Here is a 17,240-nt window from a genome sequence, read left to right as displayed (position 1 = left end):
TCTAAAAAAAAATGAAAAACTTTATAAAAATATTTTTATTGGCGACAATTACTTCGTGCTCAAGTGCCGATATGGATTTAGAACCGCTTAATGGACCAACATCAGGAACATTCCCTGCTTCTTATGACGAAGGAAAGATGGGTCTTTTTGCAGCGTACAGAAACCTAAGCACTATCGACGCTGCAAGTACTCCTATTTGGCATGTCATGGATAATATTACAGATATCGGATATGCAAGACCAGGAACAAACTATACCTCTCCTATCACAAGTTCTATTACTACGACCAATGCATTAACCATAAAACCATGGGAAATTCATTATAAAACCATTGCAAGATGTCATGCAGTACTTGATAAATTGGATGGAATTGCAGGACTTACCGCTGCACAAAAGTCGGAACTTGGTTCAGAATTGAGATTTGTTCGTGCTTATGCTTATTCTCAACTGATTGAACTTTACGGAGATGTTCCATTAATAAAATCATCAGTTACGCTTGAAAATGCTAACGTTGCAAGAACACCTGTTGCTGAAATTCAGCAGTTTATTATTGCAGAACTTGGAGCAGTTGCACCACAGCTTCCCATATCACAATCGCAATACGGGAATGTGCGTGCATCTCGCATCGCAGCTTTAATGCTAAAAGCAAGAGTAGAACTTTATTCTAAACAATACGCAGCGGCAGCAATTACTTCAAAACAGGCTTTAGATGCAGCAGCAGGTGTTTACAGTTTGACACCCTTCAATGCTTCAGTAAATTTTGCAGGTAAAGATCATACTGCAGGAGAGCCAGATCCAAGCAATATTTTTGGACATACCGGTTTTTCGACAAGCAAAGAATGGATCTGGGTGGCAGAATTCAACAAAAATGTACCAGGATATCTGCATAATCAGCAATATTATGCTGCATCTCGTTTGGGTAAAGGAGTTTGTTATTGGGGGCCTACTCAGAATCTTATCGACTCTTATGAAATGACAGATGGTCTGTCAATACTGGAATCTCCGCTGTATGATAATACAAATCCGTTTAAAAACAGAGATCCACGTTTGGATATGTACGCAGTAAGACCACATTCAAGATATTTGGGATACCAATTCGAGCCTCATACCTCTTTCACAAAAGTTAATAATTATTGGTCGGCCGGAGCACCAACCCAAGTTACCAATGCAGATGCGACCAATGCATATCGTTCTTTCAGCGGCTATCTTTGGAGAAAAGTAGTTGATCTTGCTGATTTTAATTCTACTTCAGTAAGTGGAAATTCAGATTTAAATGTTGGGATTTTCAGATTATCAGAATTAATGTTGATTTACGCAGAAGCAAAAATTGAGTCGAATCAGTTGGATAATTCGGTTTATGATATGATTAATCAGATCAGATTGCGTGCGAAAATGCCGGCTTTACCGACCGGAATGTCACAGGCTCAATTGAGAAAAGCCCTTCGATACGAAAGAAAAGTAGAACTGGCAAATGACGGCTTGAGATGGTATGACATCAGACGTTGGGGCATTGCAAACACCGTGATGAACGGATATTTATACCTAAACCGTAACGGAAATAACTGGACAAAATCTGTAATAACAGGTTTTGATGAAAGCGCGAATCCTATTTATAATCATTCACAAGCTTCAGCATCTTTCTCAACACAGCAAGTGGTGTACACGCCAAATAAAGATGAATATTGGCCGATACCACAATCAGAAATGGACGCAAATCCATTATTAAAACAGAACCCTGGTTATTAATTTTAAAGAAAAATTATGAAGAAGAATATATCAATATTGCTTTTACTACTGTCTGCAGTGATTTTTGCACAGGACAAATTTCAGACTCCAAAATTAGATAATGAAAAATCATGGAGCATCATCCTGATACCGGACACCCAAAACTATGTGAAGTGGAACAGAAACCAGCCTGTTCTAGATTTGATGGTAAGATGGATTGAGGATAATATTTCTCCGTTAAATATTAAAATGGTTTGTCAGGTTGGTGACTTGGTGGAACATAATAACATACTTAATCAAGGATATGATGGCGACCAAAGTGCAGATGGCCAATGGAAATCTGTGCAGTCAATCTTAGGAAGGCTGAATGGAAAAGTCCCTTACGTTGCTGCAACGGGAAATCATGATTTTAGTATTAATGAAGAAGGCAGAAGATTTTCTCGTTACAACGAGTTTTTTCCGTCTAATTTTAATTATTTAAATCAGAAATATTTAGCACAGAACTTTTTTAATGATGCCGGTGCTCCAAGCATGGAAAATTCGGTTTTAGAATTGAAAGGATTAAATGGCCAGGACTATTTATTTCTAAGCCTTGAATTTGCGCCAAGAAATAAAGCATTGGAATGGGCTAAAAAAGTATTGGATATGCCTCAATACAAAAACCATAAATCTATTTTAATCACCCACGCCTTTTTAAATGAAAAAGATAAGAGAACCGAGAAGGATAATTCATGGTTTATGTATGAGCCTTTTTTGGTAAACAATGTACCTCAAAAGTCCAAAACTATTAAGCTTCCGGAGTCTAATAATGGTGAAGAGATATGGAAAAAGCTTATTGAGCCTTCACAAAATCTCCAGTTGGTATTAAGCGGGCATATCTCAGGAGAAGGTTTTCGTGTAGATCCCAACAGTTTCGGAAAAAATGTAAATCAGATGCTTTTTGATATGCAAAGTGAAGGCGGTGGTCATCGTGATGGAAATGGAGGTGATGGCTGGCTGAGAATTATTGAGTTCTATCCGGATAATAAAACGGTAAAAGTGAAAACATACTCTCCTCTTTTCGGTATTTCGCCAATTACCCAAAAATATGCTTATAAAACAGATTCAAGAAACGAGTTTACTTTCAAACTTTCAGAATAATAAAGTCACATTATAATTGTTCAATTACTTATATTTTCAGCACAGAACATATAGTTTGCGATATAAGAAGTTGAAATTTTATTTTACATAAACGATATTAGACCGCTTGTTATGAGGAATTCTTTATGGTAAAAAGACTTGCACTTAATCCACCATTTAAAATAAATCATAAAGACTGGGGTTGTGAAACTTCCATGATTCTTTCTAAATCTTCCACCAGATATTCCGACATCTCTTCGGTTATGGGTACAATGCTAAATGGCGCCAACAAAAGACAGTTGGTGCCATTTGCTTTTATAGCATTTCTAGTATAAATAAAATCATTATTCGTCATAACATTTTAAATTTAGTAAAAAAAGCTCTTAAGCACTGAATTTCAAAGACTTGAAACTAATTTATATTATTATGAATTTACAATCACCACAACATAATCATCAGGTGCCGTTGGATCCAAATAAAATGATGTTACAGTCACATTAGCATCAGTATAATTCATAGGGTATGATAAACAAACATTCGGACTTCCCGGTGATTCCATCCGTACATCATAATTTAATGCAAAACCTCCATTGTCATAAGGCCCACCGATCGGATTCCAATACTCAACTTCAATCCCACCCCATCTTGCCAAAGTTCCAAACGGATTATCTAAAATAGGATTGTTTGCAGATTGAGTGACATAAGTATTTGCAGTAGTTGCAACCCTCCATTGGGTAATGGGAACAATGGCATTTTGAGAATTTCTAAATTTTTTGTAATAAGTCACATTTCTCCCTAATGGATCGCCATCAGGATATATATTATCACTGAATTCTCCTCGCAGTGCAGGAAAGCAATTGTCAGCACGAGCACTGATATGCCCACCAAGTGTATATCTGCTGTAATTAAGTATCTGCATCTCATCACTAATGCTATATGCTTTATAAAGTGGAACAGATGCTAAAGCGATACATAAGATTAATAATTTTTTCATGATAAATAGTTATTAGTTTGATTTAATTTTATTTCTGTATTGCGCAAGATTCTCATGATACACTGAGAATCCTTTTTTAAGAATTTTTCTTTTTTCCATTCTTTTAAGCTCAGTCTCTGACATGTTATTATCAATCAATAGTTGTGAAGCTGCTGGCAGCAAAACTTCGACACCTTCTTCATTAAGCGCTTTATTGCTATCAATAAATCTGGTCTGACCTTTTGCTATTGTTTTTAAAGCATTCTCGAAATTTTCCATAGCATCACTCTTTAGTGACACTACTGTTTCTGCCTGTTCTGTGCTTTGCCTTTGTTCATTTTGGCAACTGACTGTTAATAAGCTTAACATGGCTATGCAAGCAATTTTTCTCATTTTTTTTTTGATTTTTGGTTAATATATTTAGTTTAAACTATATTTAATTTTGACCCTTTAAAGTTGATGGTAGTTTTTTAACCCTTTTACCGACGCAACAAATAATCTCTGCAACAAAAACAGGAATAAACCCTATAGCACTATGATTCACAACAAGTTAAACTCATTAGTATATGTAAATATATGTTTTATGGGTAATGCAGAACTCAATACATAGCGAGGTAAATGCTCAGGCAGTGAAGCAATCACAAATAATATTGTAAGTGAATAAATTTCACGTTAAAATCTCCATTGAGATCTAATTAGACCGGTTTCGGAAGAGTCAAAATGAGCCTCTGAAACTTCTTCGTAATTGAAAGTTTGTGACGATAATAAGTGTGATGATGGAATGCAAATAAAGAAATAGAAAATTGCTTTATTTTACATAACATTTTAATACAAAAATGTATCATGTTAATAGTTTTGATGTGATTATTAGTGTAAATCTATCCAAAGAAGATTCGTGACAAATATATAAATTATTTATACACTTTGATGTTTTTGTTTTAAAAATAAAATTAAAACACAATATTAAATCGTTATTAATAATTAATTCGCAATTAAAAAAATCATAAAAAACAATTGATATGCAAATTTATTTTTTACATTTGTAACGAATTTCACTGTAAGTGATAGTCAACTAAAACCATTCAAATTATTAATATGAGATATACAACTATACAAAAATTGTATCGGGTAAAACATGCCCAGAAACTCCCTGATCTTTACAGCAAATTTACTTAGCAAACTCAAAATTCTGAGATGACTATCCTAAACTTTCTTGTATACCCTAGAAGGAGTTTAATGCATATATTTTGAAAATATTTCTCCTTAAAATTCAACCAATTTAATCTAGATCAATAGAAGATCATAGTAATCATTTCTTGTTTACATAAACATTACTATAAGAAACTTATCATAAAACCTAAAAACAATTTATTAAACAATTTTAAACATGAAAAAACTAACTTTTACATTGATGATTGCTTTAGCGGGACTATTTACGTCATGCTCAAACGAACAAACAGCTATCAGTACTCTTGAGAATTCGAAAACGCAGGAAATGAAAAATTTTGACGGCGCCTTAAAATCCCTGATGAAACCTGAAAACAGATCTACACCAGAAGAAAAATCCAGATTGGGTGCGCAGCTTAATGAACGAAGTCTTGACATACTCTATAAGGCCTCCAACAATTTATTAACAGTTAACCGTATTGAATTTGCAAAAGCAGAATCCAGAGAGGGTAAAGAAAAAGTTATTTCTCAGGCGACAAAGCTTTATTTTGAGAAATTACGCAGGATGGAACAAAATGCTAAATCAGAAAACTAAAAATTGAGCCATGAAAAAATATATTTCTATCACTCTGGTTCTTATATGTTCCTTTGCTTTTGGGCAGGGAAAAATAAACATATTTAATTATACTGCATATAATTTGAGTAATTCTTTGGTGGGTTATAATTCAAGCAATGGTAACTGTCTACCAAGTTTTAATGGAACTAATCATCCGGTTCCTGTTCCACCAGGGGCAGCTGTAACTTATAACGGCTATTACCAGAGCGGGCTCGTAAATCCTCCGATACCAAGCTGGACTGTATATACAGCAAGTGGTGCTGTTACCACTCAGGCTCATACCAACCTTATTTTGAATACACCTTATGCGACCACAACGTCTTGGCAACTCAATAAGTTCTCTCTGCATTATGTCAGCGGCGGCGGCGTTCCATATGGTGGCGGTAGCGTGGGAACTATTGTTTGCAATACCCCGCTTGTTGACTATGAAGGGGGCGCTCCATGGGCATACGAGGCATTTTGGTTCGTTTCAGGAGGTGAAACTTATTTTATAATTCAATAAAAAATATTATGAAAAAACTTTTTTTAATTTTAGTTTGCGTTATCTCAAATTCACTATTTTCTCAAGGTACATTAAATCTTTTTAATTATAGTGTTTACAATATGCAGGGAAGATTGTTTGCCAGAGGAAGCCAAAATTGCTTACCATCGGTGTGGACTTCATATGAATTTCCTGCGTCTACTTCTGCAACAATTTTAGATTACAATGATAGTTTACCCTATATAGGAGGCTGGTCAGCTAGAACTTCAGCTACAGGGGCAATTACCAACCATGTCCCTCCGAATTCAGGTTTTTTAACTACGGTAAGCCCAATTACCCGCTGGCAGTTTTCTTGGTTTTTGACAAAAGACGCAAACGGGGTACAGACTGGAGACCAGTATATGATGGGAGATGATGCTTTTTCTGCACCATGCGGAACAACGCCGGTATATGATTACCAGATTGGCAGCAATACACTTGTAGAATCCTTTTGGTTTTATTTGCCCGCAACAAATGAGACTTACTTGGTTGTGCAGTAAGTTTCAAAAAACTTATCAAACATCACCTCATCTTTCTCGTGTCATATTTTATGAGAAATATGTGGTACATATCTGGACTGATTTACACAGCAAATATTGCCAGAATATATTAATAAATAATCCCACATGGTTAGTGTGGGATTATTATTTTATTTCTTAATAATATTGTACGAAGCTATATAGCTGTCTGCGGTAATGTATCGTTAAGCTACATTTTTTTAATTTTTCGTTTCAATTAATTAAATTAGTCAACAGTTTTAATTTAAGTAAAGCCGCTACCCGTTTCTTAAATTTCTTCTTACAATTCGGATTTTTAAAGATAGCTGTGCCTGTGCTTTTTTGTGATATTCCTTATATTTTTTTATGCTTTTTTCAAGTTGACTTTTATTTTTTAGATATTCTTCATAAAGGTGACCAAGTTCTGAAACTTCCTCAATATCAATTGGGCATTGAGAATCATTATCTTTTTCTGATTCGATCAATAAGCAACGGTAATATTTAGCTTTTTCAATTAGATTATGATGAAACTTTGGCTCGATACCTTGCATATTTTATTTAAAATTTAATTTTGAAAGAACAGTAAAAGGACTATCACTTTGAAATAAGACTTTTACACTTGTTGATTGAGCTTCTGCATTGACGGACTTAGAGTAAATTTTATCCATCACAGAAGAAAGCAATATCTCGTTAGGATCACCTAAAGGAAGTAACGGCAATGATATAAATTCATTAACAGGAATTTGCGGAAAAATTCCGTTGTTATAATTACCTTCACCATTAGCATTGAATACTTTATAAATAACAGGATGTATCTGCCAGGTAATTTTTTTAGGTTTTCGTTTGTCGTCAATTACAAAGCCTGCCATGTCTTTTCCTAATGTATCTTCACCTACCTGAATGACCTCTAGGTAAGGTTTAAGATTATTGATAACAATTTCAGAAGCCGAAGCTGTACTTTTTGAGGTCAGAATATATACTTTTTGTAAACCAAGGGAATTGGCTTGTAAAGCATTGAAATCAACTGAATTGGAATCATAAGCAATTTGCTGTGAAAAAGATCTCTTAACTTCGCCCCCGTTTTTATTTCCTTTATAGGTAATAAACTGAGAATTTGTAGAAATCCCCGCCGGAATCAACGCACAAAGTGCCGCAGCTGATGAAACAGAACCTCCGTAATTGTACCGAAGATCAAGAACCAAATCCTGTACTCCTGCACTTTTAAATTCCGCGAATTTCTGATTGAGAGCCTGACTCATACCATCCGGAAAATCATAGATATAAAGATACCCTGTTTTCTTTCCGTTTTTATCAAATATTTTAGACATCAAAGGTTGCTCAAAAGTATATCCATAATAGACCGTCATGTTTTTTTCATTAACAACGGATCCGTTTTGCCAATTTCCTACGGTAAGCTCAATCACCGTTTTCTCGGCAATGGATGAGGTTAATTGTTCTGCATTAGAAGCGGTAATATTTTGCCCGTTGATTTTTTTGATGATCATTCCTCTTTCCAATCCGGCATTCTGAGCGGGAGAATTTTTTAAGACCAATTTTACTACCGTAACAATTTCACCATTTTCTAACTGTAAAACAGCATAATCAAAGCCGTACATATTTCTCACTGAACGAGGATAAGTAGATGCATCGCTTGTATTAACGATAAATGAAAAACGATCCTGAGGAAGCAGCAAACTTTTAAAAAATTCTTTTACAGGAAGATGATAATCGGGCTTTGCCGGCATATGATCTGCCCAATAGTAATATCGCCTCATACTGTCCTGAACCCAGACATTCACAGACTCGGTGCTTCCTTCGGGAAAATTGGGTATCTCATCATCTGTACGATTGCACGAAATGATCAAAAAAGATAATATAATTAAAGCCAGTAACTGAGTTTTAGAAAAAGTATTGCTCATAAAATTTAAAAATCATTTATAAATAATCAGCAACATCAATATCGCCTTTTACTACCAAAATTCCATTCTCCATTTTTTCCTGAAGAACAATCATATTAGCGCCAATATCCTGTTTTAAAGTCACTTTAATGATGCTTGAACCCGTGTAAGGAAGATTGGCTCCAATTTTATACAGTTCCAGATAAACAGGAGCCGTAGCGCTGAAAAATGTGTAAATTTTAACAGCTGTAAAATCTTTTTTTCCAATGTGATCAAATTCGGCAAGTACAGTTCCGTTTTCTCTCTTCAAAACACCTTTTACCCCTTCTGAAGATGCTCCCGAAAATTCACCAAGATTAGGAAAAATAAATTCGAATCCTACTCTACCCAAGTTAACCTGAGGTTTTACAGCATAGGTCTGTAAATAAATTCCGGGTAAATTGAAGAAATACAAATCTTTGTAATCTAAGGCATTATCAAAACTGATGTTGTATTTGGCAATCTGAGCTCCGGTTTGATTATTGTAAATTCCAATTTCGTCGGTCTCACCTTTGTCTACAACAAAATTGAGCTGAGTTTCTATTTTCTCGGTGTAAGAAGTATTTCCATTAACCGATATTGGCACTCCGTTGAGCCTCATCTGAATAATATCTGGTTTTGAGTATCCTTTAATATTTATCTGTGCTGCCCTCTGAATTTTATCATAAACTTCTAAAGAACTATTGTCTGTACAAGAAAAAAGCAGTGAAAATACAGTCAGTGCTAAAATATTTTTCATTTATTTAATTTTAAAAAAGTAAAACTGTTGATCATAAAAATTGCCTCAACCCAAACATAAAAGCTGAGGACAATTGCTTAATTATAAAAAATTACAGAGGATATGTTTTAGTTTTCATGGTTATAAGTTTTTATAAGAGAAATCTATTTTTTAATAAATTTCATTCGCTCAGAGACTATTCCGTCTGATACCTCAACAATATAAGTACCTGCCGGAAATTCTGCTACATTGATATTTTTAGAATATTTTGTTTTTAAAATCTGCTGACCACCCATATTATAAACACTTACTGTTGTGTTATTTTCTTTTAAAGCCGCATCAAGCTTTATTTGTAATGAAGATGATACCGGATTTTCTATTATTTTGCTTAATACTTTTCCCGTTTTTACTTCTTTTGTACTTAAAACAGAAGCATAGATTGCCATCTCATCTATATTGATATTCTGAGAATTTGGTGCTCCTCCTGATGAAACTCTGTTTGACCAAAGCCCTATATAAATTTTCTTTCCTGCAAAAGCTGAGATGTTTACCAAAGATTCTGCAAACTGTGTAAGATCAGAAGGAAGGTTACTTGAAGCACTAAATCTATATGTTGCACCACCTGCACTTTGAGCATCAGTTGCTAACTGTTGAAAATCTGCAAGACCTGGAACAGGCTTCTGAGACGTACTTACAAAAATGTATAAATCTCTGCTTACACTTGCATGGGTAGATCTTTGTCGCCCTACATATCCAGCTAAAGTAATATTTCCGCCAGCACTGGTAAGATCTATTTCCGGAGAAACTATCCAATCGTTTTCAGTTGCAAAACCTGTTGCATTACCTGTAGGAACCAAATTGATAGAATGACGAAGAACACCTGCAGTTCCGTATGCTAATGAAGTTCCGTTGTGATAGATATTTTGTCCTTGCATCCAACCGTTTCCATTTCCGTTTGTATCATAGAAAGTCCATCCTTGTAAGTCACTTGGTGTTTCAAATGTGTTCATCCAAACAGGGATTTGAGCAAATACCGCCTTCGATAAAAGTATTACAGATAATAAAATTATTTTTTTCATAATGCCAATTATTAATATTAAAAAAGTAAAAGCAGGGAATGTAAAAGCTACACTCCCTGCTTGATAAGTATTAGTCTATTGTACCAAAATTATATTTTGTCCAGATACCGTCGTAGTTACCACAGTTTCTTGGAGAAACATTCCAACCTCCGATGTTGAAAAACGGCTGGCTCATACCAAAAAGCTGAGCAGAAGCTCCCGTAAACAAGTTTCCAGAAGGAATTCCTGCTGTACCTAGACCTGTAACAGAAGTGGTAAACCCATGAACTTTGATCGAGCTATAGATAGATGCAGAAGATAATTCTGAACCAGAACCTTCTACTTTTATACCTGTAGGATATCCTGTAATAACAGCATCATTTAATGTTAATCTACCGTTTCTTCTGATATGAATTCCGTTTTCGTAAGCAGGACCTACCCCCGGAACTGTAGAAAATACATTTGTACTTGGTCCTACGATAGTAAGGTTATTGATTACAGGGTGGGTAAGCAACGAAGTTGAAGTACCTGAAGCATTGTTATCTAACTCGATACCGTTGGTATCAGAAACGCCACCACTTGTGGTATGTGACGAGTTGGTATCTGCTAATGCAAGAGCACAAGTAATTGTACCTGTATATCCGTTATCAAAATCGAAGTTATCATCTTCTGCAGCAAAAGAAATCAGGTTAGAAGCATTCACTGTTCCTCCGAAAAATTCAAAAGAATCATCCTGACCGAAAGAAACCTGAATATGATCTAAAGTAGTACCATTTCCAACACCGGCCAATGTCAAAGCATTAACTTCGTTACCAGAATTAGCACCTACAAAGTCATAACCTGCAAACTCGATACGAACATACTTCATGGTTCCCCCATTGTGAGCAGTGTTTGAACCCCCGAAATAAAAATCACTTCCTGTTAAACCTTCTACAGTAGTTGTTGTAGGAACGTTTGTAGGAGCATCTCCTAAGATCACTACTCCACCGAAATCTCCAGAAGTTGCCGTAGTATCTTCGTTTCCGTCTAATAAATTATAACTTGTAAAAATAATCGGTTGAGACTCTGTACCTGTTGCATTAATTTTACCGGTTTTTGTAATGACCAAAATACCAGAACCTTCACCTATCGCATTAGGTTTAGCTTTAATAAACGTACCTGGCATAATAGTAAGCGTGGCTCCGTTTTTTACAGATACAATACCGTTGATTTCTATTACTCCGCTCCAGACAGTGCTAGAAGTGATGTCACCGCTAACTGAAGTTACAGGAAGAGCAGATGCAGTAAGATATTCAGCAGAAGTAGCTTTCATGTTAAAAGAGTCTGAAGAATATACTAAAGAATCATGTTGACAAGCAGTAAGAGACAATGCTGCTACAGCGATTAAAGTTAATTTTTTCATTGTTAAAGTTTTTTGGACATCAAGCTTTCTGGTTAATATTTTCCGGCCTGATTTTTAAAAAATTTAGAAATACACGCCTCTGTATTTCAGCAATTTGGTTTTTATTACTCTACGCTACAGGAGGAGCTATATCGAAGAGTTCCCTTTTTCTTTGCCAATGTCTGGGACAACGGATGGCATTGGTTATTTTTTATGAATCTGAAACTGTGTTGCGCGTTCATCAGTTATATTTTTTTGATTCACTTTCAGGATACCAAACCTGTACGTTTCACTACTGAGCTCTTTTCTTTATCTTTATAATTAAAAAGTATAGTTCACACTTAAGCCGAATATTCTTCCGCTGTAAGCACGAAATAAAATTTTATCAATATTTTTATCATATTTATTGGTAGCACCGGGAAGAAGCTCCAGCATTTCTCTTTCTGTTTGTAAACCGCCGCCTTTGGATACCGAATAAGAATTGAAATTATTATAAAACTCTTTCACTCTATTGAAAAGATTTCTTGCATTAAACTTCACCTCCAAATTTCTGTTTCTTAAAAATTTGTACGAAAGCTGTGCATCTGCAACTGCATAAGGTCTTTGAATCTCTTCTCCGTTGTAACCATACCCTACAGTAATGTATTGCTCACCTTTTGCATTATACAAAAGACTTATTCCCAACCTTTCACCATCATACATCAGTCCTAAATTATAAGCATAAGGAGTTTGACCGTAAAGCGGTCTGTCTACCTCATATGTATCATCAAGATCTGTGGTTTTAGTTCTGTCTTTAAAAGATATTACCTTGGTATCGTTATAGGTAAAGTTTCCGCTGATAAAAAGTTTTTCGAAAAAAGAATCTGCTTCGATGAAACTTAAATTTTTTCGTACCTCAGCTTCAAATCCTTTCAGTTCTGCATTTTTAGAATTTCCGTTGTAAAGATGTAAGTTTCCTTCATTTGAAATATATCCTTCTCTTTCAATGGGTCTGTCGATATTTTTGTAGTACAATCCGACTGAGAATATTTCACCTAAACCGGGAAACCATTCCAATTTAAAATCATAATTATTCACCACAGACGACACCATTTCTGTATTATGAATCAATCCATTCGCAATAGGATCAAAATAGGGCAATCCGGTTCTTTCGTTAAACTGAGGACGAATAACCATTCTATTGTAAGCAAGCCTCACATTGGTTTTATTGGTCGGGCTGTAAGTAAAATTGGCAGAAGGCATGAATTGCCAAGGTTTGTCCTCCACCGCTTCTTTGTAAACATTCTGTGGATCATTAGGATCTAGCTGCTGAGAAAGCAATTTATATTTAAAATATTCGGCCCTCAATCCCCAAACCAACCTAAATTTGCTTTTCCATCGATTATCAAACATAATAAACCCTGCATGCTGCTCCACTTTACCTTTATATTGTTCGTCAGTGTAAAGCGGTCTTGTCTGCCATCCGATTCCACCAGGTACATAGTGCGAACCATCCAACCATTCAGAAAGTGCACCCTGCAAAGCCATAAGATTGCTTCCTGTTACTTTTTCGTCAACTCTTAAGAGAAATTTTTGCTGAAAATTGGTATTGCTTTTAGATACTCCTGCATAACCGGCCTTTATATCATTTTTAAAATCTCCTAAATCTTTGCCCCATTTAAAAGAAGCACCGTAATTATAATCTGTTTCTTTATTTTCTATATACCCTCTCGCAAAATCGCTGGAAGAGTTATTAGCTTCATGATACGCTATAATTTCATTCCCGATGAAATTATAAAGTGTATTGTGCAATGTATAATCTTTTGTATCAGATGCTACACCCGTTCTTGCCGCAAACCAGTCTACCGCTACATTACCTATTTTATGACTTCCTTCTATTTTATTTTGTAAAAGAGTTTGATAAATCGGGTAATTGGCATTATTTGTATAAGGTCTGTCTAAAGATTTTATCTGTTCGGGATCATTATTGGGAACAATTCCGTTGTAGAAATAATTGTAAGCCAATTCTGCATTAGCCGGCAAACCACTTCCTGAAGTATATTCATTCCAGCCTGTAATTCTCGTCAGGGTATTATCATAAATATGAGTATAAGAATTTCTGAATGAAAATCTGTTTTTACCCAACTGCAATCCAAAATTCAACATTCCGGCAACCGTAGAATTATAATTATAAGAGGCTCCCTGGTTTTTGAAGTTGTAAAATTCTACAGGATTTGAGCCGGTTGTTTGCCAATCCGAAAGCAAGTAACTTGTGTCTAACCAGTTTCCTCTTCCTGTGTGATCGATCTCTAATTTATTTTGTTCGTTTCTTACAATCAAAGCTCCCGCAAATCCCCATTTGCTATTATTTTTAAGCTTATAATTTCTTCCCAATGCGATCTGGAAATTAGATCCCATATCTGCTGTTGTAGCATAATTGGTAAAATTATCATTCTTAAACTGTCTCGATTGTTCAAAGAACAAAGGGTTTTCCCAATTTGTAAACTTCAAGCCCAAAGGGAAATCTCTCGTTCCGTCATCATACCCGAAGTAATCATGTTTTCCGCGTTTTCTGGTAAGAAATTCCTTAAAAGTTGTCTGGTCATTGTAAGAAGTTCCCATCGTTACCGTTGTGAAATTTTCATTGGGAATATCTTTAGTTTTAACTTCTACAAAACCTCCTGCAAAGCTTGCATTCATATCCGGAGTGGCTGTTTTACTCACAATCACACTTTCTACCATAGAATTGGGAATAATATCGAACGAAAAATTTTGGTTATAAGCTTCTGTACTTGGAAGATTAATCCCATCCATCGCTGCCGTATTCCAGCGTTCTCCCATCGAGCGCACCACTACATATTTATTATCAATTGTAGTAATACCTGTTATCCTTTTCAGCGTTCCTCCCAAATCATTATCGGGTGTTTTGGAAATTTGTTCAGCCGAAATTCCATCACTCATCTGTGCTGCTTTTTTCTGTAAAGCCAGTAATCCTGCCTGTGTATCTGCTTTTCGAGTTCCTGTAATCACAACTTCTTTTATACTCGCGATCTTATCAGAAGCTGACCTCATAACAAATGAAACGGTGTTGGTTTGATTATTTACGATCGATAATTTTTCTACACGTAGAAGAGTGTATTTCGTAGCTTTCACAATTAATGTATAAGATCCCGAAGGAAGCTCTATCGAAAAATCACCATTGCTATCAGTAATTGCATTCTTTCCAGCAATGCTTACGTCTGCACTGATCACAGGGTTACCAATTTCATCTACTATCTTCCCGGAAACTCTGCCATCACCTACAGCAGAGACATCCGACCCTTGATATTTTATTGAAATGAGATCTCCCCGAAGACGATGCACAATAGGAAGACCACTTGTAATATCTTTTAAACATTCATTGACAGGAATATTGTCACACTTAATACTTTTTACCTTTAATTCTTTAATATCTGTTTTGGAATATACCAGTCTCATTCTGGTTTTTCCGGCAAATTCTTCCAAAACTTCTATCAGTGGTTTACCTACCGGCGCAGAAAAAGATACTTTTTGAACTAATTCCTGGGCTTCTATTGTTACTGTAAGGAACAGAGCCGCAATTGTAAAACCACATTTCACACTTTTCATTTTTACGTTTTCTTTTAATTAAAATTTTATCTGATTATTAGTTTTCAATGCTTACAAAAGGCTATTTTTTGAAAATATAGGTTTGCTTTTCTTTCTGAACCTCCAAGTCTAGGATAAATGCCAATGCCCCAATATTCTCATCGGTATTTCCGCCAGTGAAATCTGCCGTTATTTTCTTCTCTGCCAATTCTTTGGGGTAAATAATGCTGATGCTGTAGTTTTTCTGAAGAACCTCTGCTACTTCCTTCAGCATAACATCATTAAAACTTAAGGATAATAATGAGGGTAATTTTTTGGTTGATGTATGAGCAACTGTAAATGAAATGACTGCTGCTGTACGAGATACTCCAAAGTTTGTCCATTTCTGATTAGGTTTCAGAAATGTAACAGGTGCACCTACATACGAAACGGCTACTTTTCCTTCATAAAGATCCACCGCTTTATCATTACCAGACTGTGTAATTTTAAACACCGTTCCTAAAACTTTGGTACTGAAACCATCTGCACGAACAATGAAAGGATGTTTTTTAGATTTTGCAACCGAAAAAATAGCGTCCCCTTTTAAAGCAACCACTCTGGTATCTGCCGGAAATGATTTTTCAACAGTAAGTTCTGCACCCGGAAACAATGTAACCACCGAACCGTCTTTGAGATATATTTTTTGATTTCCTTTTTCTGTGACATAGACATCCGGCTTAAAGAAAGTATTATAAGAGAAAATGCCTCCTACTGAAAACAGAAGTAAAATGACAGCTGCAATTTGGTAAAAATACTTTCTAAAGCCATTCGGATGATTTATATAGGTTGTTTGTGTTAAATAAGATTCCAAAACCAAGAGAACTCTTGCTTTAGACTCCAGAATATGATTGCTTTCCAGATCTTTCTCTACATTGATCTTCCACTGATCAAAAAGTTCCGTTTCTTTCTCCGAAATTATTTCGTCTGAAACCTCTCTTTGCCAAAGCCTGAAAACAAATGCCTGAATATCTTTAAAATTTAAATTTCTCATATAGATTTTACTATCAATTCGTAGTTACATCTATAAAACAGCAGAATTTTAAAACTTCCCCAACTTGGTTTTAACATTATATTCACATTGCAGATCATTTTCCTTTCATTTCACTATTTATCAATATCTGATTCATATTATAAGCGTCATTTCTTCAAAATAATTAACATGGGATTCTTTAAAGTTCACAAAACGTTAATTTTCCTTTAGGTAATTTTGCAACATCATTATGAACCCAACAGACAGAATATTACTACATAAAATAAAAACAGGCGACCGACCTGCTTTTATGACACTCTATGAGCGATATTGGGACAGTTTGTACCGTTTTGTTTTTGCTCGTACAAAAGATAAAGAGGTCACCGAAGAGCTGTTGCAGAATCTTTGGATAAAAATTCTTGACAATACAGAAAGTATCCAGACCAATGATGAGGAAAGTGCCAAAGGATATCTTGTAAAATATCTTCACTATAGAGTTATCGATTATTTCAACAGTCATAAAAACGTATCCTCAACATTGCGTATTGATGAGGCCGAAAACTCTATCGACATTACAGACACGGATTATTTCGAAATACTAGAAGAAAATGATATTTCAGTTCTTTTCAGTATGATCGATGAAGTCGTTTCGCAACTTCCGGTTACTGAGCAAAAGATTTATGATCTGAGAATCCGTAAAAATTTGTCGGTCGACGAAACAGCAGAGATTTTAGGTTTAAGCAATAAAACAGTGAGCAATAAACTAAGCAAGGCTATTGGTAAAATCAGGGAAGAATTAACTCCCGAATATAAATCATCTAAAAAACTTATTTCTTTGCTGGTGCTTATGGAAATTTTGGTGAGGTAATTTAGTAGATATTATCTTGGGAAAAAACTTTTAAAATATTTTAAGATTCCCTTAACACATTCTTCTAA

Annotated in this window: 16 protein-coding genes; 6 read left to right on the top strand and 10 right to left on the bottom strand. The window is 35.2% G+C overall.

Annotated elements, in window-relative coordinates; all coding sequences use genetic code 11:
• Positions 1 to 11: 11 nt before the first annotated feature.
• On the top strand, positions 12 to 1,745 hold the full coding sequence (locus OH814_RS14485; protein WP_308828648.1) for a RagB/SusD family nutrient uptake outer membrane protein: 1,734 nt from the start codon (positions 12 to 14) through the stop codon (positions 1,743 to 1,745).
• A 15-nt stretch (positions 1,746 to 1,760) separates the two neighbouring features.
• The gene (locus tag OH814_RS14480; RefSeq protein WP_308828647.1) at positions 1,761 to 2,864 is read left to right on the top strand and encodes a metallophosphoesterase; all 1,104 of its coding nucleotides are present in this window, start codon (positions 1,761 to 1,763) and stop codon (positions 2,862 to 2,864) included.
• A 166-nt stretch (positions 2,865 to 3,030) separates the two neighbouring features.
• On the opposite strand, the gene OH814_RS14475 is transcribed toward OH814_RS14480, so the two are convergent.
• The 3 genes from OH814_RS14475 to OH814_RS14465 all read right to left on the bottom strand — a co-directional run bounded on the left by OH814_RS14475 (position 3,031) and on the right by OH814_RS14465 (position 4,209).
• Positions 3,031 to 3,198 carry a hypothetical protein gene (locus OH814_RS14475; RefSeq protein WP_308828646.1) on the bottom strand — a complete coding sequence of 56 codons (168 nt, stop codon included), beginning with the start codon at positions 3,196 to 3,198 and terminating at the stop codon, positions 3,031 to 3,033.
• Between the two features lie 69 nt (positions 3,199 to 3,267).
• Complete coding sequence (locus tag OH814_RS14470) at positions 3,268 to 3,837, bottom strand: hypothetical protein (protein WP_308828645.1); 570 nt, start codon at positions 3,835 to 3,837, stop codon at positions 3,268 to 3,270.
• 12 nt (positions 3,838 to 3,849) lie between these two features.
• Positions 3,850 to 4,209, bottom strand: coding sequence for a hypothetical protein (locus OH814_RS14465; RefSeq protein WP_308828644.1), 360 nt, complete (start codon positions 4,207 to 4,209; stop codon positions 3,850 to 3,852).
• A 994-nt stretch (positions 4,210 to 5,203) separates the two neighbouring features.
• Between OH814_RS14465 and OH814_RS14460 the strand changes: the two genes are divergently transcribed.
• Genes OH814_RS14460 through OH814_RS14450 form a run of 3 tightly spaced genes read left to right on the top strand, consistent with a single transcriptional unit; the run spans position 5,204 to position 6,619 of the window.
• A complete protein-coding gene (locus tag OH814_RS14460) occupies positions 5,204 to 5,578 on the top strand; it encodes a hypothetical protein (RefSeq protein ID WP_308828643.1) in 375 nt (124 codons plus the stop codon).
• 10 nt (positions 5,579 to 5,588) lie between these two features.
• A complete protein-coding gene (locus OH814_RS14455) occupies positions 5,589 to 6,101 on the top strand; it encodes a hypothetical protein (RefSeq protein WP_115619311.1) in 513 nt (170 codons plus the stop codon).
• 8 nt (positions 6,102 to 6,109) lie between these two features.
• The gene (locus OH814_RS14450; protein ID WP_115619312.1) at positions 6,110 to 6,619 is read left to right on the top strand and encodes a hypothetical protein; all 510 of its coding nucleotides are present in this window, start codon (positions 6,110 to 6,112) and stop codon (positions 6,617 to 6,619) included.
• A gap of 275 nt (positions 6,620 to 6,894) precedes the next feature.
• Here the strand turns inward: OH814_RS14450 and OH814_RS14445 are convergent, their stop codons facing one another.
• The 7 genes from OH814_RS14445 to OH814_RS14415 form a co-directional block, all read right to left on the bottom strand.
• Positions 6,895 to 7,167, bottom strand: coding sequence for a hypothetical protein (locus OH814_RS14445; protein ID WP_308828642.1), 273 nt, complete (start codon positions 7,165 to 7,167; stop codon positions 6,895 to 6,897).
• A 3-nt stretch (positions 7,168 to 7,170) separates the two neighbouring features.
• Positions 7,171 to 8,535, bottom strand: coding sequence for a S41 family peptidase (locus tag OH814_RS14440; protein ID WP_308828641.1), 1,365 nt, complete (start codon positions 8,533 to 8,535; stop codon positions 7,171 to 7,173).
• 16 nt (positions 8,536 to 8,551) lie between these two features.
• Positions 8,552 to 9,292 carry a hypothetical protein gene (locus tag OH814_RS14435; protein WP_308828640.1) on the bottom strand — a complete coding sequence of 247 codons (741 nt, stop codon included), beginning with the start codon at positions 9,290 to 9,292 and terminating at the stop codon, positions 8,552 to 8,554.
• A 143-nt stretch (positions 9,293 to 9,435) separates the two neighbouring features.
• Entirely contained in the window at positions 9,436 to 10,350 is a 915-nt protein-coding gene (locus OH814_RS14430) for a T9SS-dependent choice-of-anchor J family protein (protein WP_308828639.1), read from the bottom strand.
• 70 nt (positions 10,351 to 10,420) lie between these two features.
• The gene (locus OH814_RS14425; RefSeq protein ID WP_308828638.1) at positions 10,421 to 11,731 is read right to left on the bottom strand and encodes a hypothetical protein; all 1,311 of its coding nucleotides are present in this window, start codon (positions 11,729 to 11,731) and stop codon (positions 10,421 to 10,423) included.
• 300 nt (positions 11,732 to 12,031) lie between these two features.
• Complete coding sequence (locus OH814_RS14420; RefSeq protein ID WP_308828637.1) at positions 12,032 to 15,316, bottom strand: TonB-dependent receptor domain-containing protein; 3,285 nt, start codon at positions 15,314 to 15,316, stop codon at positions 12,032 to 12,034.
• A 61-nt stretch (positions 15,317 to 15,377) separates the two neighbouring features.
• On the bottom strand, positions 15,378 to 16,325 hold the full coding sequence (locus OH814_RS14415) for a FecR domain-containing protein (RefSeq protein ID WP_308828636.1): 948 nt from the start codon (positions 16,323 to 16,325) through the stop codon (positions 15,378 to 15,380).
• Between the two features lie 229 nt (positions 16,326 to 16,554).
• On the opposite strand from OH814_RS14415, the gene OH814_RS14410 reads away from it, so the two are divergent.
• Positions 16,555 to 17,172 carry a sigma-70 family RNA polymerase sigma factor gene (locus tag OH814_RS14410; protein WP_308828635.1) on the top strand — a complete coding sequence of 206 codons (618 nt, stop codon included), beginning with the start codon at positions 16,555 to 16,557 and terminating at the stop codon, positions 17,170 to 17,172.
• The last annotated feature ends 68 nt before the right edge of the window (positions 17,173 to 17,240 follow it).

It is taken from the genome of Chryseobacterium sp. CFS15, assembly GCF_031118795.1.
In the GTDB taxonomy this organism is placed as follows: Bacteria; Bacteroidota; Bacteroidia; order Flavobacteriales; family Weeksellaceae; genus Chryseobacterium; species Chryseobacterium indoltheticum.
This window is presented reverse-complemented; position numbering and strand designations above follow the sequence as displayed.